The following is a 22,837-nucleotide window of genomic DNA, read 5'->3' as shown; positions in this document are numbered from 1 at the left end:
CTTTTTTTTATGTCCTTATTCCAGGCATCACCCCCTGACGAGTTCTACCAGGAGATCGCAACCAGACTGAATGCAGCCGGGATCCAGGCCGGACCCAGACGGACGATCGCCTACGGGTTCCAGTTCCAGGTCAGCACCAGCGAGTGGTCGACCCTGCTCAGGGTCTACCAGAAGAAGTCCGGGGCGGTCACGGTCGACTACTCGCAGGTAAGAAACAGCCAGGCCGAGGCGGCCCTGAAGGCGGCGATCGCCGGCAGAGAGGTGTCGACTCCGCAGACAGCAGATCCATCCGGTACACTAAAGAACCTGGCCGCCCTTCCGCTGTTGATCGGAAGCGATGAATCGGGCAAAGGGGACTACTTCGGACCGCTGGTCGTGGCTGCCGTCTGCCTGGATCAGCAGGGCGCCGCCAGGCTCAGGGCGGCTGGGGTGACGGACAGCAAGGCGCTCTCCGACCAGGAGAACCTGTCCCTGGCCTCCGTGGTCAGAAAGGTAGCGGTCAGCATCTCGGTGAAGGTTCTCCTCCCAGAGGAGTATAACGCCCGGTATGCGGCCACAGCCAGAGCCGGTGGAACATTGAACGACCTCCTCGCATCGGTCCATGCCGAAGCGATCCAGAGGGTGGCAGCAGAGAGCGGGTGCACCACAGTGCTCGTCGACCAGTTCGCCGGGGAACGGGTACTCGACGATCTGCTCGCCGTCCGGTACCCCGGTCTTCGGGTCGTTCAGCGACCCAGGGCAGAGCAGGAGACTCCAGTAGCGGCGGCCTCGGTGCTGGCCCGGGCACGGTTCCTTGAGGACCTGGACCTGCTCGGCATGCCGTACAACGTCCATCTGTTAAAAGGGGCTTCTGCAGGCGTGACCAAACAGGCTGCGCAGATGGTCGATCGATACGGCTCTGGCGTGCTCCGGACGGTGGCAAAAATTCACTTCCGGACCACTTCAAAGATCTGCAGAGACTACTGATCTGCCTCATCGACCTGGGTGACCAGCACCTTGTCGACCCGGTTGCCATCCATGTCCACCACCTCGAACTGCAAGTCCCCATGGGTAAACCGGTCCCCGGTTTGCGGCCTCCGTTCAAGATGCATCATCACAAGTCCGCCGATCGTATGGTAATACCCCTTCTCCTCGAGCGGCAGGTCCTCAAGCGGCACGACATCGCGGAACTGGTCGAGCGGGAGCATCCCGTCGACCAGCCAGGAGCCATCATCCCGCTGAACGATCTCAGGCTCGGCCTCCTGATCTGGGGAGGGGAGGACCCCGACGATCGATTCCAGGATGTCGTGCGGGGTGACCAGGCCCTGCACCGATCCATATTCGTCGGTGACCAGACCCAGATGAAGACCGGCGTCCCGGAAGAGGGCCGGCACCTTCAGCGCTGGCACTGACTCAGGGATATAAAGTGGTTCGCTCAGGGCGCCCCTGACTGTGGCCTCCTGACCATCGAGCATCCGGGCCCAGAGGTCCCGGACCGAGACCATCCCCCGGATCCGATCCAGATCACCGTCGATCACCGGAAAGTACGAGTGGCCGCTGGCCCGCATCAGGGCGATCTGCTCCAGATCTGGACTCCGGAGATCTATCGCCGTGATCTCAGGTCGTGGTGTCATCAGCCCGGATACCCGCCGGTCTGAAAGACGGAGAATCCGGCTGACCATCGCCTGCTCCTCCTCCAGGAAGACCCCCGCCTGTGTCCCCTCCCGTATCAGGAGCTTCACCTCCTCCTCAGTCACCGGGGACCCTGACGAATTCTTTGCCCCGAGCATTGCCAGCACGAGATCGGTGGAGTACGAGAGGAGTGAAACGAGCGGAGATCCCACCCAGGCGAACCACTTCATCGGGACCGCGACCGACGCCGCAAATTGCTCCGGATTCGTGAGGGCGAGCCTTTTTGGGACCAGTTCCCCAAAGACCAGGGTCAAGTAGGTGATGGCAGCGACAACCAACACCAGGGCCAGAAGGTCGCTGTACTGAGCCACCTCCGGGATCGACTTGAGGGGTGCCGCCACGTACCCGGAGAGGGCTGCCCCACCATAGGCACCGGAGACGATACTGATGACAGTGATTCCGATCTGGACGGCAGAGAGGAGACGGTTCGGCTCCTCGGCAAGTTCCAGGGCCACTGCAGCCCGCTTATCCCCATCCGCAGCCAGCTGGGAGAGCCTGATCTTGCGGGCTGATACGATCGCAAACTCTGCCATCGAGAAGAGGCCGTTGAAGAGGATCAGCAGAAGGATGATACCGATCTCAATGAGTGCCGCCATAACGTTATCAGAAAGAGGACGCCGGTCTGATAAATAGGCTTCGAGGAACGGAGAGGATCCGCTGGCCATCCCACAACCGGAACCGCGATATCCCCCCAGGTTGATCTGATCAGGGTATGCCAGTGGTAACGATACAGATGGCAGAGGGGCGGAGCCTCGACCAGAAACGGAAAGTCGCCCAGGATATCACACACTCGATTGCGGAGAACTTCCATATCGACCCCGGGATGATCACCGTCATGATCCAGGAGTTGAAGAAGGAGAACATCGCCAAGAGCGGAGTCCTTCTCAGTGAATCCTGAATGAACCTAGGGCAAGAAATACAGAGTCTGACATCCATTTGATACTATAGGATCGATGGAAGAGAGACCAGTACAGGCCAGATTCGCTCATCTGGCTGACCTCCATATCGGCGCATGGCGCGAGCGGATGCTCTCAACCCTGAACATGACCGCCTTCGCTGAAACGATCTCGGCCTGTATTCTGAAGAGGGTGGACTTTGTGGTGATCGCCGGGGATCTCTTCGACGGAAACCTTCCCGACCTGGGCGTTGTTCGGGAGGCTGTTACCCATCTAAAGAGGCTCTCAGATCACGGGATTCGGACCTATCTGACCTATGGATCGCATGACTATTCCCCGACCGGCACCTCGATCATCGACATCCTGGCCTCGGCCGGCCTCTTCTGCAGGGTCAGTCCAGAAGGAGACCATCAGACAGCCGACGGAGAGGGACTCCGACTGCCGTTCGTCATCGACCAGCCCACCGGGGTGAAGCTGACCGGGATCTACGGGAGAAAGAACGGCCTGGAGGCGGCCCTCTACCAGGACCTAGACCGCACCTGGCTGGAAGAGGAGGAGGGAACGAAGATCTTCCTCTTCCACTCGGCGATCAGCGAGTTACAACCTGTAGGCAAGGCGTTCGAAGAGGGCGTCCCGCTCACACTCCTTCCCCGCGGGTTCGCCTACTATGCAGGCGGGCACATCCACACCCGCATCTCCGTGCAGATGGACGGTTACGGGACGATCGCCTACCCGGGCCCCCTGCTCGGCCACCAGATCCAAGACCTCGAAGCGCTGGCGGCAGGGGCCAGCCGCGGGTTCTTCCTGGTGACCCTCCGGGGAGGGGAAGCGACCAGCGAGTTCATCCCAGTCCATCTCCCCGATGTGATCGTCGAGCGGGTTGATGCCGACCAGAAGAGCCCGGCTGAGGTGACCGCACTCCTTGAGGAGGTCCAAAACAGCTTGGACGTCGCAGGGGCAATCGTTCTCCTCTCGGTGAAGGGGACGCTCTCCTCCGGCGCCCCGCACCAGGTGGGCTTTAAAGAGGTACGGCAGCACCTTGAGGCTGACGGGGCGCTTGTCGTGAAGATCAGCAGATCGAATCTTCGGTCGCCAGATAAGGCCGAACAGATGATCACCGGTGAGAACCGGGACGAGATCGAGCGGACTATCTTCGCCAAATCCACCGCCACCTTCTCCCCAGACTCCAAGATCACGGATGGAAAGACCAGGAAGATACTGGAGTTCCTGACCGGTGAGAACGGGGTCTCCACCGCCGTCAGACTCCTGGCCGCCCTCGAAGAGGAGAAGCGTGAGGACGAGCGGAAGGACGACTTCACCCTTCGGATCAGGCGTGGTGTCGAGCCCCTCCTCAGACACCAGGAGGACCGCTGATGCTGCACCTGGTACACCTCCGGATCCAGAACATCCGGAGTTATGGCGAGGAACCGATCACGATCGACTTCTCACCCGGGATCTCCCTCTTCTCAGGCGACATCGGGAGCGGAAAGTCGACGATCCTCTCGGCCATCGAGTTCGGCCTCTTCGGCCTCGGCGACGTGAAGTCGACCCACCTCCTCAGGCACCACCAGAAACGCGGGGAGGTCAGCCTCACCTTCATCACTGGCGAGGAGGAGTACACCATCAACCGGACACTGGTCAGGACCAAGAAGGGGGTGAACCAGGGGCCGTGCTCACTAACCGGGCCGAATGGCGAAGAGGCCTACGCACCCGCCGACCTTAAACCGAAGGTGCTCGCGATCCTCGGGTTCCACGAACAGCCCGACCCCAAGGCCACCTCTCGAATCTTCCGGTACGCAATCTACACTCCCCAGGAGGCGATGAAAGCGGTCCTCTCGATGAAGGAGGAGCAGCGGCTCGACATCCTCAGAAGGGCATTTGGGATCGAACAGTACCGGTGGGCGGCCACCAACACCGAGGAGGCTGTGATCAGGCAGTGGCTGAACACGGAGATCGAAATCTGTACCCGCCTCTGCACCGGATTGGAGGAGGACGAGCGGCAGTATGAAGAGGTGCTGCTCGGATGCCAGCAGGCCAGGGCCGGGGTGACAGAACAGGCAGCACTCCTCGCTACCCTGACCGGGGCCGTCACCCGAATCGACGAGGCGATCGCCTCCCTCCTTCCATTCCAGGAGAAGGTCGGCACCCTCCGAGGTTCCCTCCCCGGTCTGACCTCGGCCAGAGAAGCCAGGCAGGCACAGCGCCAGGGGCTGCTCGATGAAGAGAAGCGGATCGATAGAGATCTCATCTTGATCGCAGGTGACGAGGAGGCCCTGGCCCAGCTAAAGCCGAAGTATCAGCATCTCCTGGAACAGAAACGGGCGATAGTCACCCTTGAAGAGCGTTATCTCTACCACCGGGATCTGCAGGGTAGGGAAGCAGCCCTCACAGCCCGGATCAGAGCTGAAGAGGAACACCTGAAGGAGCGGGCAGGCCGGTGCCAGAGAGACCGGGAGCGGGCGCAGGCGATCCATGATGAACGGCAGAATCTGGCCCGACAGCAGCAGACGATCAGCGCGGCCCTAAAACCCCTCAAAACGGCGGTGGCGCGGTTGCCGGAGGTGACCGCCCGGGTGAACACCCTGGTTCAGGGGAGGGAGAGGATCCGAGTTGAACGGGAGACCCAGGAGAGGAGCTTGAAGACCCTGAAGACCGAATGGGAGCAGATTGCCGCCATCGGGGAGGGAGCCACCTGCCCCCAGTGCCAGCAGACCCTGACCAGAGAGCACCTGGTCGCGATGGAGCAGGAGACCTGGGCGAAGGCCGACGAGATCCTGGGCTGGCAGCGGGATCTCGCCGGACTGCTCAAGGAGGCCGATGAGATGATCAGCAGTGCCCGGATCGAGCAGGCAGCGCTCGAAGAGGAGCAACGGACCTGCAACAGGAAGAAGACCGAGCTCGCTGGTATCACAGCCAGAATAGGCGGACTGCTACAGGAGGAGGAGCGGCTCGGCACTGCAGTCGACGAGGAGCAGAAGATCCGGGAGGCGCTCACCACCGGCACCTTCGCCCTGGACCTGCAACAGCAGCGTCAGGATGTCACCTCCGCGATCGAAGCTCTCACCGACGAGGTGACGAGGTACATCCAGGCAAAGAAAACGATCCGGGACCTCGAAGAGGAGGAGGTCGAGAAGACCTTTTCAGCCCTGAACGCCAGAATCAAAACAAAACAGGGGCTCCTTGAGCGGAGGAACGCCAACGCGGAAGCGATCCGATCGGTCGAAACTGATATTCTGGACCTTGACAAAGCGATCAGAACAGGAGAGGAAGCCCTCGCCGACGCCGAGGTGAAACTTCAGGAACTTTTTGACCTGGAGACGACCGCGACCAGGCAGCGGGATGTCATCCAGGAACAGCAGCAGGTGCTGGACCAACTGCGGCGGGAGGTGGAGTACCAGACCAGAACCAGCGAAGATCTGAAGAAGGTTATCCTGGAGAAACGAGCGAAGGCCGGTACGATGCAGGTCTTCCAAGAGCAGCGGCGATGGCTCCGCGATCACTTCCTCCCAGCCGTCGAATCGATCGAACGATCCAGGCTGGCCCAGATCAACGAGACCTTCAACTGCTTCTTCCAGCAATGGTTCACCGACCTGATCGCAGCGGAGGAGATCTCGGTCAGGGTCGACGAAGCCTTCACCCCGCTGGTCGAACAGGACGGCTTTGAGGTGGATGCAGACAGCCTCTCAGGTGGGGAGCGGACCTCGCTGGCGCTGGCCTACCGATTGGCCCTGAACACCATCGTCAGAGATGAGAGCGGGGCCGACCAGAAGTCCCTGCTGATCCTTGACGAACCGACCGACGGGTTCAGCGCCGGTCAGCTCTATCGGCTGCGGGATATCCTCCTCGACGCCGGTTGCGACCAGTTGATCATGGTATCGCACGAGAAAGAACTCGAAGGGTTCGTCGATACACTCTACCGGGTCACCAAGGTAGACGGGATATCCTCAGTCGTCAGACGGTAGGGCCGCTGTCAGCAGATAGCAATATGGCCCGGACGGGACGACATCCCTGACCTGAAATCCGGCGCCGGCGATCAGGGATGCAGCCTCCTCCTCACTGAACCTGATCCGGAACGGGGGTCCAAGCGGCATCTCCTCCTTCTTCCAGTCCAGATCCACCAGTATTCCCCCCGGCTTCAGCATCAACCGGGCGTTCTGCAGCACCGTAGCCGGGTCAGCGAAGTCATGCAGACAGGTCCCAAAGAAGACGATATCTGCACACCCCTGACAGGGGACACTCTCCTCAGCTTCGCCTCTGACCAGGCGAATGTTTTCGAGCCCCTGTTCACGAGCCTGCGCTGAAAGCCGGGCCAACCGCCCTTCGTCGACATCTATACCGTACACCATTCCTGTCAGCCCGACCAGCACCGCTGCCGGCAGGGCAAAGAATCCATCCCCACAGCCGACATCGATGAAGGTCGCTCCCTCTCTGACTCCGATCGATCCAAGAATCCGATCAGGATCCTGCCAGATCACCCGTTCTTTGGGGTCATGCTCATGGTCTGCCTTCTTCTCCTTCATGGTGATCTAGAGTGGTGGGGTCGCCGCTGATAAAGATTCTCAACCTCACCGGATCGGGGCACGATGCACTCTGGCAATCAGCAGCGTTCCAGTGATCAACAGTGGTAGCGCTATCAACAACGGTAGGGTCGGAGCAGTCTGGAAGAGAAGAAACGAGACCAGAGCCCCTGCGAATGGACCAACCCCAAAGAAGGCCGCCGTCCTCGAGGCCCCTATCGTCCTGACGGCACTGATGAAGAGGACGATCGAGAAGCCGTAGCAGAGGCCCCCCATCAGCAGCAGCGCACCGATGGCGAGGAGACCTGCAGAGGGTTCATGAACGGCCCAGCTCAACAGAAGGGCCGATCCACCGGCCACAGTCGCTTTCACTGCCCCAACCATCTGCGGGTTTCTCATCGCCACCCTCCGGGTCAGGTTGTTATCAAGTCCCCAGAGCAGACAGGCAAGGACGACCCCAAGCGCCCCGAAAGAGATCCCCCAGCCGTTCTCAGACTCCAGCGAAAGGAGAATGTTCGCACCGGCGATGCAGGCTATTCCAGCCCAGATCGGTCGCCGGATCTGCTCTGAAAAGAAGAGAGTAGCCAGCAGGGCGGTGGCGATCCCCTCGGTGGTCAACAGCAGCGAGGCGGTGGCGGCCGGTGTGACCGTCAGGGCGATCATCAGCACCACCGGAGCAGTGACGCCGCCGACCAGCACCGCACCCGAAAGCCACGGGAGGTCAGTTTTCCTGATCCACCGGTCAGCTGGGATCTTCCCGCCTAAGAAAAGAAGAACCGTCCAGACGAGTAAGGTCACCCCCCCACCCGAGTACAGCAGCCCCGAGACCTGCAGGGGACCGACATCCTCAAGAAAGAGTTTGGAAAGCGGAATCGTCGCCCCGAAGAATGAGGCCGAGAGGAGGGCCTGAATCACTGCCCTCCTCTGCAGCCCCTGGTCGCCCTGTTCAGTCCCCATCCCGATCAGGTGGGGGGCTGAACCTATATCAGTGCGGATCAGACCGGAAGTAACCGGGAGGGACCAGAATCTCGAATCGTCCACCGTTCCCATAAACCCCGGTCTCCTGCAATATCATGGCGGTAATCGAGAGGATCTCTCTGACCAGAAAGAGCCCCCATCCAAAATTTTTACCCCTCCCCCGCTCGAATATTCGCTCTTTTTCAGAGACCGGGATCCCGACCCCATCATCCTCAACTGTGATCAAGAGCGCGCCATCCCCCCGGAGACCAGCACTGACGGTGATGGCGGTCACATGTTCACCATGTCTGAGCGCATTGTCGATCAGGTTGTAGAAGACCTTCTCCAGCAGCGGATCGGCATAGATCTCAAAGGTTCCGACGTCCTGGGTGAACGCGACCCCTCTGAGATCGAGAGAGGCAACGGACCCGCGGAGCGTGCCGGCGAGAAACTGCCAGCTCGGCGATTTGACTCCGATCTCCTGATAGGTTCTCGTGAACTCGATCAGTGAATAGATCGTCTTGGATGATCGCTCGATCTTCTCCATATACCGCATCTCTGAGGGATCGGAGACCTTCTTCTTCATGATCTCGATGAACCCGAGTGCGATCGTCAGCTGATTCAGGATGTCGTGCCTGGTCACACTGTAGAGCAGATTCAACTTCCGATTTGCCTGCTTGAGTGCCTGGGCGTTCAGACGCCGGTGGGCGGCCTCGTGGATCCTGCGTGCGAGATGGTCGAACATCTGACCGGGCTCCTCCCCTTTCTCCAGGTAAAAGTCCGCATCACTGTTCAGTGCCTCAATAGCGGTATGCTCACAACCGATCCCGGTCATCATGATGAAGGGGATTGTATTCCCCTCCCCGCGCAATGTCCGAAGGAGCGTAATTCCGTTCATTCCCTCCATATCATAGTCTGAGACGACGACATCATAGAACCCGGTCCTGATCTTCTCGAGCGCCTCCTCCGGCGATACGAGCAGATCCACTGCCAGGTCAGTATACCGGCTGAGCATATCACCGGCCAAGTCAAGAAAATCTGGTTCATCATCCACAAAGAGAACTGTAATCATCGGTTGTCACCCGGGGAAAGAGGCAGCAATCCGGCGTCAGGGCAGAGAACTGTCTAGCAACAAATACAGGGAGCGAGGATATATATCTTTGTCCTTCTATCGGAACACTCGCACCTATGGAATCGCTAATACCTGTTACTCCCGATATCGGGCACCCAAACTTTTTTTTGGATTGAGAGAGAAAGAAAGGCTCTGCAGTTCTGACAAGGGTGGGCATCGCCGGACCAGGTACATCAGAGTCTTCAAATAAGATATTATTAAATATAGATAGCAGGAAATAAACTTCTATCTCCGGTGGAGAAAGGGACAGGAGGGCCTGTCAAGAGGGAATATCATGAAGATGATTGAAGCGATCATACGCGAGACGCAGTTTGAACCGGTGAAGAAAGCTCTCGAGGAGATCGGAGTTACCTCGATGACCGTCTCTGATGTGAAGGGGCGAGGTGAGCAGAAGGGGATCACACAGCAGTACAGGGGGTCAGAGTATGTGATCGATATGCTCCCCAAGATCAAGATCGAGGTGGTCGTTAAGGATAGCGCCCTCGAAGGGGTGATTGAGACCCTCTGCTCAAGTGCCCGAACCGGGGAGATCGGGGACGGCAAGATCTTTGTGATTCCGCTTGAGCAGGTGATCAGGGTCAGAACCGGCGAGCGCGGGGAGAAGGTTATCTGATCAGTCCTGGCCCCCGTCGGCCCCTCTCTTGAGAAGACGGACCAGCGGGGACGAGGCATTCATAAATGCGTTGAAGAAACATCCAAACTCCTCTGACCAGCAGTCATCCCCCAGCCTGACCTGCCATCCCTTCTTCAGCGATCGACGGACATGCTTTCCATGCGAGACCGTAAGAAGCAGCTCCGAACCAAGCAGCGTCTCCGGGGTGGTGAACTGGCGAAGCACCTCGACCACATACCGCCCGTCCTCGATGTACGGCCCGGTGATGGATAGGGAAGGATCGCTGTACTTCTTCTGGAACTTCTCTGCATTATCCCGGCTCGAGAGTGGCGGGCCGATATGCCGCCTGACACGGGCCACCGACGGGGCCAGCAGTTCAAAGAGGAGGAGACATTGCTCCTCCCCCATGCAGGCGTCCGCCCGGTTGACCATGAATCCTGACCGTTCGAGCAGGTGACAGGTACCATCAAGGGAGCGACGGAGCTGCGGGACCACCACATCCTCGATGAACGGGGGAGTCGCAAAGGTCACGGCACAGAGGCAGGTCCCCCTAACCTCAAGCGCTGCAGAGAGATCTTCTCTGCTGATCTGTTCTGGATCTGGAATTACAAAGAACTCTTCTCCAGGGTGCTCAAGGAACCCGCGGGCCATCTCCACGAACTCAAACATTCTGGAGAGGGAGACCGAGGCGGAGACGTTCCGATTCGGGTCGACCGGGTCGACGACGACGAGCGGCTCATCAAAGGTCTTGGTCGCATGCTGCTCCAGATCGATGACGGTCCTAGACCGCCACCCAGCAGCCGCGGCCATTACCTGCAGGAACCCGCCATAGTGGAGGACCAGTAGTTCGCAGAGGTAGCCGGCGAACCCCTCGGTCATCTGGTCTGAACCATAGACACCACAGGCCTTGGCGAACTGTTTGAGCAGGAGCACATCGTCGGCCAAATTTCCGATCCGTGCGATCACATACCGAGTGTGGAACGGTGTCCGGTCCACCGCCGACTGAATGGCCGTCGCAGAGGTGACCTTATAACAGGGGACCAGGTCGACATCGATTCCATCGATGGTGGTGTTGATGTACGGGTGCTCGGCGTACTTCTCCTGGTAATTTCCCCCGAACTGATCAGCCAGCGAGCGGGCTAGACCAAGCCCCTGCCCCTCGAGCGCTTCCCGCGGGAGATCGGGAGGGAAGAGCATGAAGAGGTCCAGATCCCGGTCGCCTCGAACAAAGGTGGACCTAGCCACCGAACCGACCACCATCGGTTCTGCAGCACCGGATGCTATGACTGCAGCGATAAGCCTGTCTGCGACCTGCCAGATCGCCGCCACCTCTTCGGCCTCAGGCCGGATCCGTTCGATGACCCGGGCGAGCACTGGCTGGATCTCCTCCTCGTTCACAACGTCACCACGCAGAGATCGGTATAGATCGGGCCCTTGGCCGTCAGCACGGACTGTTTGAGTTTGAACTCCCCGACCTCGAAGTCACCGAACCCATTCTGACCAAGGGAATCGATGACCCCTTCGAGGGAGGAGTGGCCCCGTCGGATCCGCCCGACCGTCGCATGGGGGGTGAAGGCCCGGGCTTCAGGCTCGTACCCGAGTGGGGAGAGCACAGCCTCGATTGCTTGATGGAGCGCCGCAGATCGCCCTTGATCTTCAACACCACACCAGATCACCCTGGGCCGTGTCCGGCTGTTCAGTGTGACCGGCCGTATCGAGACCGGGAACGGTTTGACCTTTATCGTCTGCAGGGCGGCACTGATCCTTCCAATCTCCTCCTCAGTGACCTCGCCGATGAAGCGGAGCGTGATATGGATTATCGCAGGATTGACCAGCGAGATGTCTGCCGGTACAGCCCGAAGCGCCGGCTGCACAGCCGCGATCTCCTCCCTGATCGATGCAGGAAGGTCAATTCCGATGAAAGCCCTGACCATTGCAGAGAATATGGGCAGCGAACTACTAAAGGGTGATCGATCAGAGCCATGACGGCCAGGGGAGACCGAGATCCCGAACCAGAGTCGCTATCTCGTCATGGACGGCCAGATCTCCCCTGAGAACAAGCCCCCCATAGACAACTCCACCGACGAGGACCGCCCCGAGCAGGGCCGGCAGTGTATCAATCGACACGACCATCCGGTACAGCAGGACCACCGCTCCCATCACCATCGATGCGGAGAGGATGACCTGGATTGAGTGCCGTTCTATTCTGACCACCATCTGCCGCTTCAGCGAGCGGTGGAGGAGCACCCAGTTCATCACCATCGAGGCGAGCAGCCCGACAGCGGCCCCGGTGATCCCCATCAGGGGGATCAACAACAGGTCCAGCAGGAGCAGCACGACAGCCGCGGCAGCTGCGGCGGTGACGGTCTCGCGCGGGCGATTCATCGAGCCGAGGCACATCCCCTCCAGGGTCACCAGGATTGTCACCGCCTCAGCGGCGAAGAGGACGGCAAGGGCCGGGGTGGCGGCCACGAACGGTTCCCCATACAGGTAATAGAGGAGTCGTCCCCCGAGCAGCCAACCACCAGTGCAGACCGGAACCGCGAGCAGAAACGCGTACGTGAAGGCCCGGGCCAGCGCTTCCTCGATCGCCGGGATCGCTCCCTCCCGGAACCACCGAGTGATCCGCGGCCCCAGCGAGGACCTGACCGCCAGGGTGGTGAAGAGGGCCATCGTCGCGAGCTGAAAGGCGGTCCGGTAGAACCCGACATCGCTGTTCGGAAGGAAGTGACCGAGCAGGATCGTATCGACGGACCCGACGACGACGGCGGTGATCCCGCCGAGGAACGACCAGACCGCGAACGACCAGAGGCCAATGAGGTGCCGCCACTGGAACCTGACGAAGGAGAGGTCGAGGAACCGATAGTCGACGAGTGTAGCCGCAACGAGACCTGCCACCATCCCCCCGGCCAGGCCAGCCACTTCATAGCCCAGCGCCACCAGGGCCACCTGCCCGATCACCCTGACGATGGTGCCGGTCAGGTCGGCGATCTGTGAGACTCCGGCCTTCCCCCTGCCATAGACCCCAGTCACGGCCAGCGCGCTGACAGTGCCGACCAGGACGGTGATGACCAGCCAGGGGAAGAGGCCAGCCTGGTCCAGGTTCACCAGGAACGGGCGGGCAATCAACAGTGCACCGATGGTCAGCAGACAGAGGAGCAACCGAACCGCGGCAAAGGCTGAGAAGTAAGCGTTCTCCTCATCTCCCTCTGCGATCCGCTGCACCGCCGCCCCACCTGTGCCACCGTCGGCTATCAGGTTGAGGATGTTTGTATAAGCGGTGAGCAGGTAGAAGGCCCCGAGCGGGCCGGCACCGGCCACATGGGCGATAAAAACCGTCGAGATGAATCCGACAATCGTCGAGCCGATGGTTGACATGAACCCGATGAACGACTGTCTCCGGACAGGAGTGATTCCCATCAGTCGATCACGCGGACTCTCTCTCTCGGACACGTGGTACCAGAGTCTCCATACAGGTTGATGAAGATAGTGGCAGGTCCAGATCAAACACTACAATTTTTACCACCGCGATGACCTATGGTACTGTTACTTTATGGAGGGAGTCTGATGTCGCCGGCGCCAAAATTGACCGTATATACACTTGAATTCTGTCCGAACTGCGAGATTCTGAAGGAGTACCTGAAAGGGCATGGGGTGGCCTACACCGAGGAGGACATGTCCACTGCTGCCTCCCTGACCGAACTGCGGTTGAACGGGATCTTTGTGAACGAGGCTCCAGTGCTGCAGCGAGGGATGGCTTTTCTGACCTCCGCGGACCTCTTCACCGGGGGTGCGGTGAACGAGAAGAACGTGGGGCCCTTCATCAAGGGTGACCAGATGTGACGCAGCAGACACAGCAGACCACCCTCGACGGGGTCTGGGTCCCTGCCCTGCCGCCAGTCCGGACCTCGGACGGGCATATCCTCGAGTGGGACCGGGAACGGATCGTCCAGCAGATCCTGAACGAGACGAAACTGGTCGAGACCTTCTACGGCTACACCGGGGCCACTGTCGAGCAGGCCCGGGAGATCGCCGCAGAGGTCGAGGAACGGATCCTGGCCCTCCACCTGACTGCCCTCTCAGGCCCGCTGATCCGGGAGATCATGAACATCACCCTCCTCGAGCATGGGCTGGTCCAGTATCGGAACGTCTGTACCAGGGTCGGAACTCCGGTGTACGACGCCCACCTGATCGATGTCGGCAGGGGGTTCGAGGCGCATGACAACGCGAACCTGCAGGAGAACGCAGAGACCTCGCACAAGAAGAAGGCTGACAAGATCAGCAAGGAACAGTACCTGCTCCAACTGCCACCGACCATCGCCGATCATCACCTGGCCGGGGACATCCACATCCATGACCTGGAGTACTTCGGCACGCGCCCGTTCTGCCAGGACTGGGACCTTCGCTACTTCCTGTACTACGGGCTGATGCCCGACGGCAACGGGACGAAGGCCTCGGTGGCCGGCCCTGCCAAGCGAGCGGAGGTGGCGGTCCTCCACGCCGTCAAGGCGCTCGGTTCCGCCCAGACCAACTTCGCGGGGGGCCAGGGCTACTACAACTTTCTGACCTTCCTGGCACCGTTCGTCGAAGGGGTTCCGTACGACGAGATCAAGCAATTGATGCAGATGTTCGTCTACGAAATGACCCAGATGATGGTCGCCCGGGGCGGGCAGCTGGTCTTCTCATCGGTGCAGCTCTCACCCGGGGTGCCGACGCTCTGGAAGGACAAGCCCTGCGTGTACAAGGGGAAGGTCTGGGACGGGGAGCAGGCCCCGCTCCGGACGTACAGCGAGTTCGAGCGGGAGGTCAGGCTCCTCTTCCTCGCGCTGATGGAGGTGATGATGGAGGGAGACGCCTGGGGCAAACCGTTCTCATTCCCCAAACCCGAGATCTCGGTCGAGCCAGACTTCATGCAGGAGGACGAAGGGTTCAACGCGACCCATCCCGACCTCCCCACCTACCAGCAGTTGTACCTGAAGTCATTCGAGCTCGCCTCCAAGTTCGGAACCCCGTACTACGACAACCAGATGCCGGCGTACCGCGGGGCCGGCAAGGGAATCTCCTGCTACCAGTGCTGCGCCTACCAGTTCTCCACCCTCGCAGAGGAGGACTCCGGTTTCGACGACAAGCTGATCTTCAAGGATGGGATGCACTTCTCGATGGGCTCCTGGCAGGTGATCTCGGTGAACTGCCCGCGTGCGGCCTACAATGCAGAAGGGGATGACAGCCGCCTCTTCGCCGAACTGAAGGCTCTGATGGATCGGGCCGTCGAGGCGTTTAAGATCAAGCGCCGGTGGATGAACCTGATCCGGACCAACGGCAGGATGCCGTTTGCGATGCAGCGGCCCAAGGATCCAAACACCGGGGAACGAGGAGCTGTGGCCGTGGACCTGGAGTCACTTGTCTACACGATCGGGATCGTCGGGGTGAACGAGATGGTGCAGCACCATGTCGGCACCGAGCTGCACCAGTCGCGTGAGGCCTTCGCCCTAGCCATCCGGGCGATGACCGAGATGGAACTCTATGCCAAAGAACTCTCCAGGCGGCACCACATGACGATCGCTCTGGCCCGGACCCCTGCAGAGACGACCGGACAGCGGTTCGCAGTCGCCGATCTGATCGACCGGCGGTACCGGGCGCATGCGATGAAGGTGATCAAGGGAAACCTGCCGGATGCCCTGGCCCGGATCGGAACCACGCATGACCTCCCGATCTATTACACCAATGGCACGCATGTGGCTCCCGGAGCCGATGTTCCGCTACCCAAGCGGATGGAGGTCGAGCATGTCTTCTTCCCGATCGTCGACGGGGGAAACATCTTCCACATCTGGCTCGGCGAGGCACGCCCTGACCCCCGCGGGCTGATGGATATGGCGATGAAACTCTGCAAGAGCACCCAGGTCGGCTACTTCGCGTTCACCAGGGACCTGACGGTGACGCTCAAACAGTACCGGGAACAGAAACCCGGTAAAAAATCCATTAAAAAGCCGGCCACCCCATCAGGAATGGTCGACAGCAGAGGAACGATCTAGAAGAGAGGTCAGAGAGGAGACCTGAGCACCCCAGGGAGGTGCTCCTCTACCCAGGAGGGGGTGATCTCCTCAAAAAAGGGGAACAGGTACTGCTCCTCCCCCTCGGTGATCAACAGCCCGACCCCTGTCTTCTGAATAGAGAGCACCCCGGTTATCCTCAGCACACTCACCTTTTCTATCGGCACGATCTGTCGGTCGCCGACCTGCACCATCCCGCCCGCCTGATAGGTGGTCTCGTGCTTCATGATGTACCCCTCGTCCGGATCATCCGCCAAACCGGTCTGCTGAGCAGCAACCGGGCGGCCGGGACGAGTAGCGTCCCCGGATGGTTCAACCTGAGCGTGCCGGAGCCGGTACCGACGAGGGTAATCGTATCAAAGACCGGAGTCACCCCCATCGAGAACCAGGGGACCGGGGTCAGCATTCCCCGAATCGCCATCAGGTACCCGAATACCTCCCCGGTCTTTGCGGCGTCGGAGAGGCCAAAGGTCATATCGATGCTGATCGACCTGATCTCCAGTGCCCTGAACGTCGACCCGAGCAGATCGGTAATCCGAGGCCAGACCTCTTCTACCATGCCAATCACCTCGCCGGCGCCCGGCCCGGACGACCCTTGCTTCTTCTCTTGGTGCTCTTCGCTCTCCCCGGCCGATGCAATCGGTTTTTCCGGTTCTTTCGACCTAACCGACCCTTCGGGCTTCTGCCGACCCCGCTCCATCGAAAACCAGAACCGGTGGCCGAAGAGCGAGACACCCGTCTTGAGATCTCCCTGTCGGTGCTCGGCCACAAGCCCGGCTACCCCCCAGGTGAGACCGCCTGCTGCGGTCATCCCCTCAGGGTCCAGCGTCCCGGTGACCTGGAGATCGATCGGGACCAGCAGCAGGTAGAGGACTGCCAGAACAATGAGTAGCAGCAGAATCAGCAGAATCGTCAAGAGGATGGGCATGGCCGAAGGGGTCAAAAAGATGAGAGGGATCAGGCAGATCCGGTCTCGGGTTCGTTCTCTGTATTCTCAGCGCTCTCTTTCTTCTCCTTCTTATCCATTTTACTCTTGACCGCTTCGATGATCTGCGGAACGAGCGATGTCGAAATGGTGCTGATCAATTCAGAGATCTCAGTCTTCTTATTGAGCATGTGCACCTGGATCCCGTCACGTCCCTTCACAGTGGAGTCGATGATGATCACAGCAATCGGGGTGATCCCGGCCCCTGCTCCGGACCCACCCCCTTCGCCCTTCATCGTATCGTTCCCCTTGGCGTACCCGCCGCCGAACGCGAACCCATAGCTTGCAACCGGAATCACAATCCGTTCGCCCATCGGAATCGCGTCGCCGATGATGTTCTTGGTGGAGACGAGCTTCTCGAGCTCATCGACCGTTGTCTTTAGAAATTCTTCACCTGCCATATCGTTGTACCTCGCGTCTGTATTAACCGGAGATAATATATAAACATATTCGGCCCTCCACCCCCATTATTAAAAAAGAGAAGGACCAGATAGCATTCCCTGATGCAGAGCGATCGATCGAACTTTGAACAACCGGACTGGAACCAGGTCTGGCAGAGATCTCAGCAACGGTATGATGCCACCCCATCCTACCATGACTCCGTCCATCTCTGGGGAGAGAAGAAGAATGCAGCCAGGTACGATCTGAATTCCCGCGAGCAGTACTCCGCCCGGGTGCAGCAGACGATCCGGGACCTCCATCCGAACAGGAAGGAACGGGTGCTCGATATCGGGGCCGGCCCCGGCACGTTGGCCCTGCCACTCTCACCACTGGTCAGGTCGGTGACCACCGTTGAACCGGCCGGCGGGATGGTCGAGGTGCTGAAGGAACATATCCAGAGCGAGGGGATCGACAACATCACCTGCATCCAGAAGCGCTGGGAGGATGTCAATTCAACAGAGGATCTCGCCCCCCCCTACGACCTGGTGATCGTCTCGTTCTCGCTGGTGATGATCGACCTCTGGGCGGCCATTTCTAAGATGAACCAGGTCACCGACGGGCTCGTGGCGCTGTACTGGTTCGTGGACAACTCCTTCTGGGAGCAGCAGTACCTGACCCTCTGGCCTGAACTCCACCATGCCCACTTCTCCCCGGGTCCCAAGGCCGACATCGTCTTCAATCTCCTCTACCAGCACGGGATCTACGCCGACATCCGGATGTTCCCCGCTGACAAGACCTACCGATTCAGAGACATGGAGGAGGCGTACCAGTTCTTCGCACCCAGATTCAGCATCACCGACCAGCGGCAGGAGGGGGTGCTGAGAACCCACCTAGACCTGACCAGGGTGGTGATCCCCGACGGGGTTCTGTTCACGAGTCCCTCGACCTATGCCAGGATCTCCTGGAGGACAGATCAGAAACGGTCAGGTTCCCCGGTTAGATAACCGTTCCCTGGCGGTCGCACAGTACTCCGGAGAGAGATCGACCCCGATGAACCTGCGCTGCAGCCGCCGGGCGACCAGCGTGGTGGTGCCGACCCCGTTAAACGGATCGAGGACCAGATCACCCTGATAGGAGAAGAGCTTCAGGGCCCGTTCAACCAGCTCCTCAGGGAACATAGCCGGGTGGTTATACCGCTTCATCTGCCGTTCAGGCCCAATCGACCACCTGGCCACCACCCAGGCCTTGAACTCATCGGCTGTGATATCGATCCCCTCCTTGGGACCGGTCTTTTTGAGGTCCCCTTTCGAGAAGACCTCGATGAACTCCCAGGTGTACTTCAGGTACGGGGCCGACGGACTCTTCCAGGAGCCCCAGGCCGTGTACTTGCAGTTATAGTTGTTCTTCTCCCAGAGGATCTCCCCCTTCCAGATCATCCGCCGCAACAGCAGATGCTGCGAGATCAGGTGATGGGTCGGGATGTTGTCGGAGAAGAGCGGCTGGATGTTGACCAGACATCGGCCGCCAAACTTCAGTACCCGGACGCACTGGTCGAGGATCGAGAAGAGTTTGCTGAAGTAGGCATCCCAGTGCCGCCCGTCATCTCCTTCGTGGTATGAGAGACCGAAGTTGTACGGCGGCGAGGTGAGCACCAGGTCCACGCAGTTGTCAGGCAGGCGGGAGAGCACCTCCTCGCTGTCCCCGCAGACGATCGAGTCCACTGGAACACCAGAGAGGCGGTTCTCCTCCCTGCTGAACTGGTGGTCCCCGGCATAATAACAACCCCCCCGCCGCTGTACCTTCTCGCTCCGCCCGATAACCTTCCGTTCGGCCGTAAAGCCGGCATAGACTCGTTTTCCATCATGGATCGTGTAGCTGGTCTGACGATCCACGGCATCGGCCAGCCCTCCGAGCACCGCTACGGCGCCGGCGAGAGACCCTGGTCGCGGGGATGCGGCACTGATCATCTGGATCCGATCGCGGAGAAGATTGGGGGAGAGGGCATGCAGGTGACATGTCAGGGAGGTATCAGTCAGGGAGAGGAGCAGATCCTGAGGGCTGAACCCTGCACCGATCCTTCCTATCAGGGCTGAACCCTCCGGTGAGAGGGGAGCAGCCAAGGGGACCACGATCACCCTGTACCGATCGTTCTGCAGATCTGGTGTCGGCACCATCCTGTTGCCACTAAGGGAGTCAGGGGATATGAAACACTGCCCGGCAGAAGAGACCGGCAGAATGAGTGAAAAAGTGAAGGTCGATCAAGCCCGCTGGTGGTCAGCGATGAAGAGACCGATCCGTCTGACCGCCTCGGTCAGGTCCGGCCGTGAGACCGCATAGGCGCAGCGGATATGGTTAACTCCGCCAGCCCCGAAGACCGATCCCGGGACGACCGCCACATGCTGCTCATGCAGCAACTGCTCGGCGAAGTCCTCGTCCGAAAGGCCGGTGGAGGCAATAGACGGGAACGCATAGAACGCACCCTCCGGCAGATGGCAGTGGAGGCCGATATGATTCAACCCCTCGACGAAGAGGTTCCGCCGCTGCCGGTACTCTTTGATCATCGCGTCCTTCTCCTCCTCTGCAGATCGAATAGCCTCATTCGCCGCCATCTGGGCCATAATCGGAGCACAGAGCATCACATACTGGTGGATCTTCAAGGCTGCATCGCAGAGATCTTCTGGAGCGCAGAGGTACCCGAGCCGCCAGCCAGTCATCGCGTAGGCCTTGGAGAAACCGTTCAGCGTGATCGTCCGCTCCCAGAGGTCACCGACCGTGGCCGCAGGGACATGCGTCCCTTCATAGGTCAGCTCGGCATAGACCTCGTCGCTGATCAGGATAAGGTCATGGTCGGTGATCAGATCGGCAATCTCCCGGTAGTCGGACCTGGTCATCACGGCTCCGGTCGGGTTGGTCGGGAAGTTGATGATCAGGGCCTTGGACTTCGGTGTTATCGCTTCGGCGAGGGTATCGGGGTTCAGCTTGAACCGATCTGCCTCTCGACACTCCACTGATATCGGAACCCCACCGGTCAGGGTCACTGTGGGAGCGTACGAAACATAGCTCGGCTCTGCAATCAACACCTCGTCACCCGGGTCGACGATCGCGCGGACCGCGATATCAACCCCTTCGCTCACGCCGGTGGTGATAATCATCTCCCGGTCAGGGTGGTACTGGAGGGCATATACCCGCTCCATCCGTGCCGCAAGGGCCTCGCGGAGGTTCTGAAGCCCCCGGTTCGAGGTGTACGAGGTCTTCCCCTGCTCGATCGAGTAGATCGCGGCCTCACAAATGTTCCAGGGGGTCACAAAGTCCGGCTCGCCGACACCGAGTGAGATCACTTCGTCCATCGTCTGGACGATATCAAAGAACTTCCTGATCCCTGACGGTGGGATCACCCGGGCCCGTTCAGATATCCGATCCTTCATACAGGTGCCTCAGAATGAGAACGGGATCCGTTCGTCAGTCTCACGGGTGAAGAGGACCGTGCCGTTCTCCTTGTACGACTTCATAACGATATGCGTCGCCGTCTCCCGGATCTGTTCCATCGTCGCGATCCTTTCAGAGACGAACCGGGCCACCTCCTGCATGTTTCTGCCGGTCACCTGGAGTTGCAGATCATAAGCGCCAGTAATCAGCCGCATCGACCGGACCTGCTTGAACCGTGAGATCCGCTCGGCGAGCCGGTCGTACCCGAAGTCCCGCTCAGGGCTGACCTTCAGCTCGATGATCGCAGAGACCTCGCCGTTACCTGCCCTTTCCCAGTCGATCACCGCAGAGTACTTTCTGATCACACCAGCCTCTTCGAGGGTCGCCATCCGGGCTGCGACCTCCTCTGCCGTCGTCTCAAGCATCGTTGCGAGTTCTTCCACTGCTATCCTGCTGTCCTCCTCCAGCAGATGGAGGAGGTCACGGTCTGTCTGATCCATGATAATCACCTAAATGTCTGTTTCAGCCAGGTGCGATCCATCTGCCCGAGCCCCTGTTCTGTGAGCCGTGGGTCCTTCTGGATCACTTCCTGGATCTTGGTCGAGTTTGCATCGAACCACATCTCCTTGGTCCGTCCATACCTGCCGCGGGAGACCACCCGGGTGTTGATCACCCCGAGCATGTTCAGCTCTGAGATCAGATCAGTGATCCGCCGATTGGTCAGCACATCAATCTCCAGGTGGCAGGCCAGTTCCTGGTAGACTCTGCAGACCTCCCCGGAGGTGAAGATCAGATGCCCGAGCTGCTCGAGGAGGAGCATCGAGTAGAGAACCACCTTGGACTGCGTCGGCAAGGTCGAGATGCACTCGATCATCGAGTCGGTCTCGATCTTAGCCTGAGCACTCTTGACATGGCTCTCAGCGACCTTCTCAGCCTCCTCGCGCTCGGCGAGTTCGCCGGAGATCCGAAGTAGATCGAGCGCACGGCGTGCGTCTCCATGTTCCTGGGCAGCCAGAGCCGCGCAGAGCGGAATCACCCCTTCATCGAGTGTCTCAAGGACAAACGCCTTCTCTGCACGTTGCTGGAGAATATCGCAGAGCTGCGGAGCATTGTACGGGGGAAAGACGATCTCCTCCTCTGATAGGGAGGAGAGGACCCGCGGGTCCAGAAAATCCTTGAAGCTGAGGTCATTAGAGATGCCAATGATACAGACCCGGGAACTGTGGAGATCAGAGTTGATCCTGGTCAGGTTGTAGAGGGTGTCGTCCCCGCTCTTCTTGACCAGCTTGTCGATCTCGTCGAGGACGATCACCAGTACACCGCCGCGTGCCTCGAGCTGATTCTTCAGTTCCATATAAACCTGGTCTGTCGGCCAGCCGGTCATCGGGATATGGGGTCTGAGCTTGTCTGAGGGGGTTTCGTCAGGTCTCTCGATATCCTTGGCGATCTGAGCCAGCACTCGGTACTGGGTGTCGATTACTTCGCAGTTGATATGGACCACAGCACAGGTAGCCACATTCTGACTTGACGCTTTTTCTAGCTCAGAACCCACATATCTGACACTTGCAGTCTTCCCGGTGCCAGTTTTTCCATAGATCAGGATGTTTGAGGGGGTCTCGTTGCGAAGGGAGGGGGCCAAAATTGAGGCGATCTCATCGATCTGGGGCATACGATGAGGCAGGATATGAGGACGGTACGAATGCCTGAGAACCTCCCTGTTCTTGAAAATTTTATTCCGATCAGTCAGATACTTCTTAAAAAGCCCCATTGATCTGTTCTGATCGCATTCTTCTTCAGGCATCTCGTTCACTGGAATCTGTACATTAGCTATCTGTTTCTATTAAGATGATCGCTTATCACCTGATAATCGATCGATACCCCTTCATTTCCAGTGGAGAATCTCAAACTTCCATCATAGTGGAGCGTTTCATCTGATCAGAGTTATGGAATTTATATACCCCCTCTTTTCCACTGGAGAATTATTGAGATCACGATCTTCCCTGAAGATGATCTCCTGATCTCTGGATTTTTAGATTAATTTGGAAGAACACCCAGGAATATCTGTTGAATTTGGTATCAGAACACTTGGAAGCAAAAAAATGTACCCCCACCCCTTTATTTCCTATGGAACATGAGAACACGAGATAGATTCTCTTCTTCTCTAAAAATGAGATACGAGCATTGAGTAATTATGAATTTAATACTATAA

22 protein-coding genes are annotated in these 22,837 nt (G+C 59.2%); 8 read left to right on the top strand and 14 right to left on the bottom strand.

The window, feature by feature from the left end:
• Window positions 1-9 precede the first annotated feature (9 nt).
• Window positions 10-966, top strand: coding sequence for a ribonuclease HIII (rnhC, locus tag MPAL_RS00110; protein ID WP_012616737.1), 957 nt, complete (start codon window positions 10-12; stop codon window positions 964-966).
• Here rnhC and MPAL_RS00105 read toward each other — a convergent pair.
• Window positions 960-2,267 (bottom strand): hemolysin family protein, encoded by a 1,308-nt coding sequence (locus MPAL_RS00105; RefSeq protein WP_012616736.1) that lies wholly within the window; start codon window positions 2,265-2,267, stop codon window positions 960-962. The two genes, rnhC and MPAL_RS00105, sit on opposite strands and share 7 nt — an antisense overlap.
• Before the next feature lie 116 nt (window positions 2,268-2,383).
• Between MPAL_RS00105 and MPAL_RS00100 the strand changes: the two genes are divergently transcribed.
• The 3 genes from MPAL_RS00100 to MPAL_RS00090 are packed head-to-tail and all read left to right on the top strand — an operon-like array spanning window position 2,384 to window position 6,529.
• Window positions 2,384-2,569 (top strand): tautomerase family protein, encoded by a 186-nt coding sequence (locus MPAL_RS00100; RefSeq protein WP_012616735.1) that lies wholly within the window; start codon window positions 2,384-2,386, stop codon window positions 2,567-2,569.
• Window positions 2,570-2,624: 55 nt separating this feature from the next.
• On the top strand, window positions 2,625-3,941 hold the full coding sequence (locus MPAL_RS00095) for a metallophosphoesterase family protein (RefSeq protein WP_012616734.1): 1,317 nt from the start codon (window positions 2,625-2,627) through the stop codon (window positions 3,939-3,941).
• Window positions 3,941-6,529 carry an AAA family ATPase gene (locus MPAL_RS00090; RefSeq protein WP_012616733.1) on the top strand — a complete coding sequence of 863 codons (2,589 nt, stop codon included), beginning with the start codon at window positions 3,941-3,943 and terminating at the stop codon, window positions 6,527-6,529. Before MPAL_RS00095 ends, MPAL_RS00090 begins: the two co-directional genes overlap by 1 nt.
• Here MPAL_RS00090 and MPAL_RS00085 read toward each other — a convergent pair.
• Genes MPAL_RS00085 through MPAL_RS13980 form a run of 3 tightly spaced genes read right to left on the bottom strand, consistent with a single transcriptional unit; the run spans window position 6,512 to window position 9,113 of the window.
• The gene (locus tag MPAL_RS00085; RefSeq protein ID WP_012616732.1) at window positions 6,512-7,087 is read right to left on the bottom strand and encodes a class I SAM-dependent methyltransferase; all 576 of its coding nucleotides are present in this window, start codon (window positions 7,085-7,087) and stop codon (window positions 6,512-6,514) included. The two genes, MPAL_RS00090 and MPAL_RS00085, sit on opposite strands and share 18 nt — an antisense overlap.
• Before the next feature lie 45 nt (window positions 7,088-7,132).
• On the bottom strand, window positions 7,133-8,041 hold the full coding sequence (locus MPAL_RS15580; RefSeq protein ID WP_012616731.1) for a DMT family transporter: 909 nt from the start codon (window positions 8,039-8,041) through the stop codon (window positions 7,133-7,135).
• 28 nt (window positions 8,042-8,069) lie between these two features.
• Window positions 8,070-9,113 (bottom strand): hybrid sensor histidine kinase/response regulator, encoded by a 1,044-nt coding sequence (locus MPAL_RS13980; RefSeq protein WP_012616730.1) that lies wholly within the window; start codon window positions 9,111-9,113, stop codon window positions 8,070-8,072.
• A 334-nt stretch (window positions 9,114-9,447) separates the two neighbouring features.
• On the opposite strand from MPAL_RS13980, the gene MPAL_RS00070 reads away from it, so the two are divergent.
• Entirely contained in the window at window positions 9,448-9,786 is a 339-nt protein-coding gene (locus MPAL_RS00070; protein ID WP_012616729.1) for a P-II family nitrogen regulator, read from the top strand.
• Here the strand turns inward: MPAL_RS00070 and cca are convergent, their stop codons facing one another.
• From cca to MPAL_RS00055, 3 genes are read right to left on the bottom strand one after another with little or no spacing between them, the layout of a single operon-like run.
• Window positions 9,787-11,184 (bottom strand): CCA tRNA nucleotidyltransferase, encoded by a 1,398-nt coding sequence (gene cca, locus MPAL_RS00065; RefSeq protein ID WP_012616728.1) that lies wholly within the window; start codon window positions 11,182-11,184, stop codon window positions 9,787-9,789. It abuts the gene before it with no gap.
• Window positions 11,181-11,720, bottom strand: coding sequence for an RNA 2',3'-cyclic phosphodiesterase (thpR, locus tag MPAL_RS00060; RefSeq protein WP_012616727.1), 540 nt, complete (start codon window positions 11,718-11,720; stop codon window positions 11,181-11,183). The genes cca and thpR overlap by 4 nt, the downstream gene beginning before the upstream one ends.
• Window positions 11,721-11,760: 40 nt before the next feature.
• The gene (locus tag MPAL_RS00055; protein ID WP_012616726.1) at window positions 11,761-13,206 is read right to left on the bottom strand and encodes an oligosaccharide flippase family protein; all 1,446 of its coding nucleotides are present in this window, start codon (window positions 13,204-13,206) and stop codon (window positions 11,761-11,763) included.
• Window positions 13,207-13,353: 147 nt separating this feature from the next.
• On the opposite strand from MPAL_RS00055, the gene MPAL_RS00050 reads away from it, so the two are divergent.
• Window positions 13,354-13,629: a glutaredoxin family protein gene (locus tag MPAL_RS00050; protein ID WP_012616725.1), complete on the top strand. Its 276-nt coding sequence runs from the start codon at window positions 13,354-13,356 to the stop codon at window positions 13,627-13,629.
• Entirely contained in the window at window positions 13,626-15,818 is a 2,193-nt protein-coding gene (nrdD, locus tag MPAL_RS00045) for an anaerobic ribonucleoside-triphosphate reductase (RefSeq protein WP_012616724.1), read from the top strand. Before MPAL_RS00050 ends, nrdD begins: the two co-directional genes overlap by 4 nt.
• A gap of 8 nt (window positions 15,819-15,826) precedes the next feature.
• On the opposite strand, the gene MPAL_RS00040 is transcribed toward nrdD, so the two are convergent.
• From MPAL_RS00040 to MPAL_RS00030, 3 genes are read right to left on the bottom strand one after another with little or no spacing between them, the layout of a single operon-like run.
• Window positions 15,827-16,063 (bottom strand): hypothetical protein, encoded by a 237-nt coding sequence (locus MPAL_RS00040; RefSeq protein WP_012616723.1) that lies wholly within the window; start codon window positions 16,061-16,063, stop codon window positions 15,827-15,829.
• A complete protein-coding gene (locus MPAL_RS00035; protein WP_012616722.1) occupies window positions 16,060-16,764 on the bottom strand; it encodes a DUF2953 domain-containing protein in 705 nt (234 codons plus the stop codon). Before MPAL_RS00035 ends, MPAL_RS00040 begins: the two co-directional genes overlap by 4 nt.
• Before the next feature lie 29 nt (window positions 16,765-16,793).
• Window positions 16,794-17,222 carry a GerW family sporulation protein gene (locus tag MPAL_RS00030; RefSeq protein WP_012616721.1) on the bottom strand — a complete coding sequence of 143 codons (429 nt, stop codon included), beginning with the start codon at window positions 17,220-17,222 and terminating at the stop codon, window positions 16,794-16,796.
• Between the two features lie 102 nt (window positions 17,223-17,324).
• On the opposite strand from MPAL_RS00030, the gene MPAL_RS00025 reads away from it, so the two are divergent.
• Window positions 17,325-18,206: a class I SAM-dependent methyltransferase gene (locus tag MPAL_RS00025; RefSeq protein ID WP_012616720.1), complete on the top strand. Its 882-nt coding sequence runs from the start codon at window positions 17,325-17,327 to the stop codon at window positions 18,204-18,206.
• Here MPAL_RS00025 and MPAL_RS00020 read toward each other — a convergent pair.
• The 4 genes from MPAL_RS00020 to MPAL_RS00005 form a co-directional block, all read right to left on the bottom strand.
• Window positions 18,186-19,376 carry a DNA-methyltransferase gene (locus MPAL_RS00020; RefSeq protein WP_012616719.1) on the bottom strand — a complete coding sequence of 397 codons (1,191 nt, stop codon included), beginning with the start codon at window positions 19,374-19,376 and terminating at the stop codon, window positions 18,186-18,188. The two genes, MPAL_RS00025 and MPAL_RS00020, sit on opposite strands and share 21 nt — an antisense overlap.
• Before the next feature lie 84 nt (window positions 19,377-19,460).
• On the bottom strand, window positions 19,461-20,627 hold the full coding sequence (locus MPAL_RS00015; RefSeq protein WP_012616718.1) for an aminotransferase class I/II-fold pyridoxal phosphate-dependent enzyme: 1,167 nt from the start codon (window positions 20,625-20,627) through the stop codon (window positions 19,461-19,463).
• 9 nt (window positions 20,628-20,636) lie between these two features.
• The gene (locus tag MPAL_RS00010) at window positions 20,637-21,128 is read right to left on the bottom strand and encodes an Lrp/AsnC family transcriptional regulator (protein WP_012616717.1); all 492 of its coding nucleotides are present in this window, start codon (window positions 21,126-21,128) and stop codon (window positions 20,637-20,639) included.
• A gap of 5 nt (window positions 21,129-21,133) precedes the next feature.
• Window positions 21,134-22,429, bottom strand: coding sequence for an ORC1-type DNA replication protein (locus tag MPAL_RS00005; RefSeq protein ID WP_048145474.1), 1,296 nt, complete (start codon window positions 22,427-22,429; stop codon window positions 21,134-21,136).
• Window positions 22,430-22,837 lie beyond the last annotated feature (408 nt).

It is taken from the genome of Methanosphaerula palustris E1-9c, from assembly GCF_000021965.1.
GTDB lineage: Archaea > Halobacteriota > Methanomicrobia > Methanomicrobiales > Methanospirillaceae > Methanosphaerula > Methanosphaerula palustris.
The sequence above is the reverse complement of the archived record's forward strand: the minus strand, read 5'-3'. Positions and strand labels throughout refer to the sequence as shown.

Excerpts from the sequence above, each read along its gene's own strand:
- rnhC (WP_012616737.1), top strand. The coding sequence starts at position 10 with ATGTCCTTATTCCAGGCATCACCCCCTGACGAGTTCTACCAGGAGATC.
- MPAL_RS00095 (WP_012616734.1), top strand. The coding sequence starts at position 2,625 with ATGGAAGAGAGACCAGTACAGGCCAGATTCGCTCATCTGGCTGACCTC.
- MPAL_RS00070 (WP_012616729.1), top strand. The coding sequence starts at position 9,448 with ATGAAGATGATTGAAGCGATCATACGCGAGACGCAGTTTGAACCGGTG.
- MPAL_RS00005 (WP_048145474.1), bottom strand. The coding sequence starts at position 22,429 with ATGCCTGAAGAAGAATGCGATCAGAACAGATCAATGGGGCTTTTTAAG.
- MPAL_RS00010 (WP_012616717.1), bottom strand. The coding sequence starts at position 21,128 with ATGGATCAGACAGACCGTGACCTCCTCCATCTGCTGGAGGAGGACAGC.
- MPAL_RS00020 (WP_012616719.1), bottom strand. The coding sequence starts at position 19,376 with ATGGTGCCGACACCAGATCTGCAGAACGATCGGTACAGGGTGATCGTG.
- MPAL_RS00030 (WP_012616721.1), bottom strand. The coding sequence starts at position 17,222 with ATGGCAGGTGAAGAATTTCTAAAGACAACGGTCGATGAGCTCGAGAAG.
- MPAL_RS00015 (WP_012616718.1), bottom strand. The coding sequence starts at position 20,627 with ATGAAGGATCGGATATCTGAACGGGCCCGGGTGATCCCACCGTCAGGG.
- MPAL_RS00085 (WP_012616732.1), bottom strand. The coding sequence starts at position 7,087 with ATGAAGGAGAAGAAGGCAGACCATGAGCATGACCCCAAAGAACGGGTG.
- MPAL_RS00050 (WP_012616725.1), top strand. The coding sequence starts at position 13,354 with ATGTCGCCGGCGCCAAAATTGACCGTATATACACTTGAATTCTGTCCG.
- MPAL_RS00035 (WP_012616722.1), bottom strand. The coding sequence starts at position 16,764 with ATGCCCATCCTCTTGACGATTCTGCTGATTCTGCTGCTACTCATTGTT.
- MPAL_RS00100 (WP_012616735.1), top strand. The coding sequence starts at position 2,384 with ATGCCAGTGGTAACGATACAGATGGCAGAGGGGCGGAGCCTCGACCAG.
- MPAL_RS00105 (WP_012616736.1), bottom strand. The coding sequence starts at position 2,267 with ATGGCGGCACTCATTGAGATCGGTATCATCCTTCTGCTGATCCTCTTC.
- MPAL_RS13980 (WP_012616730.1), bottom strand. The coding sequence starts at position 9,113 with ATGATTACAGTTCTCTTTGTGGATGATGAACCAGATTTTCTTGACTTG.
- MPAL_RS00055 (WP_012616726.1), bottom strand. The coding sequence starts at position 13,206 with ATGGGAATCACTCCTGTCCGGAGACAGTCGTTCATCGGGTTCATGTCA.
- MPAL_RS00025 (WP_012616720.1), top strand. The coding sequence starts at position 17,325 with ATGCAGAGCGATCGATCGAACTTTGAACAACCGGACTGGAACCAGGTC.
- MPAL_RS00040 (WP_012616723.1), bottom strand. The coding sequence starts at position 16,063 with ATGAAGCACGAGACCACCTATCAGGCGGGCGGGATGGTGCAGGTCGGC.
- MPAL_RS00090 (WP_012616733.1), top strand. The coding sequence starts at position 3,941 with ATGCTGCACCTGGTACACCTCCGGATCCAGAACATCCGGAGTTATGGC.
- thpR (WP_012616727.1), bottom strand. The coding sequence starts at position 11,720 with ATGGTCAGGGCTTTCATCGGAATTGACCTTCCTGCATCGATCAGGGAG.
- MPAL_RS15580 (WP_012616731.1), bottom strand. The coding sequence starts at position 8,041 with ATGGGGACTGAACAGGGCGACCAGGGGCTGCAGAGGAGGGCAGTGATT.